Source organism: Paraburkholderia sp. BR10923 (assembly GCF_040948765.1).
Classification (GTDB): domain Bacteria; phylum Pseudomonadota; class Gammaproteobacteria; order Burkholderiales; family Burkholderiaceae; genus Paraburkholderia; species Paraburkholderia youngii.
This window is the reverse complement of sequence record NZ_JBFPKO010000217.1, coordinates 1-256: the sequence shown is the minus strand read 5'-3', so window position 1 is coordinate 256 and position 256 is coordinate 1. Positions and strand designations below refer to the sequence as shown.

General features: G+C 69.9%; 1 protein-coding gene. It reads left to right on the top strand.

Going from position 1 to position 256, the window contains the following annotated elements; all coding sequences use genetic code 11:
* A partial coding sequence (locus AB3X94_RS42180; protein ID WP_368614505.1) for a hypothetical protein occupies nt 1-256 on the top strand: 256 nt, incomplete at both ends.

Sequence of the window (256 nt, the reverse complement as noted above, 5' to 3'; positions counted from 1 at the left end):
GGTTGCGCGTGGCTACCTGAAGCGTCCGGAACTGAGCGCGCAGCGGTTCATGGCCGATCCGTTCAGTGCGCAGCCGGGCGCGCGGATGTATCGCACGGGGGACCTGGCGCGGTACCTGCCGGATGGCGTTCTGGAGTTTCTGGGGCGCACCGACGAGCAGGTCAAGATCCGGGGCTTTCGCATCGAGCCGGGCGAGGTGGCCGCGCACCTGTGCGCACATGCATGGGTGCGCGAGGCGGTGGTGGTGGCGCGCGAG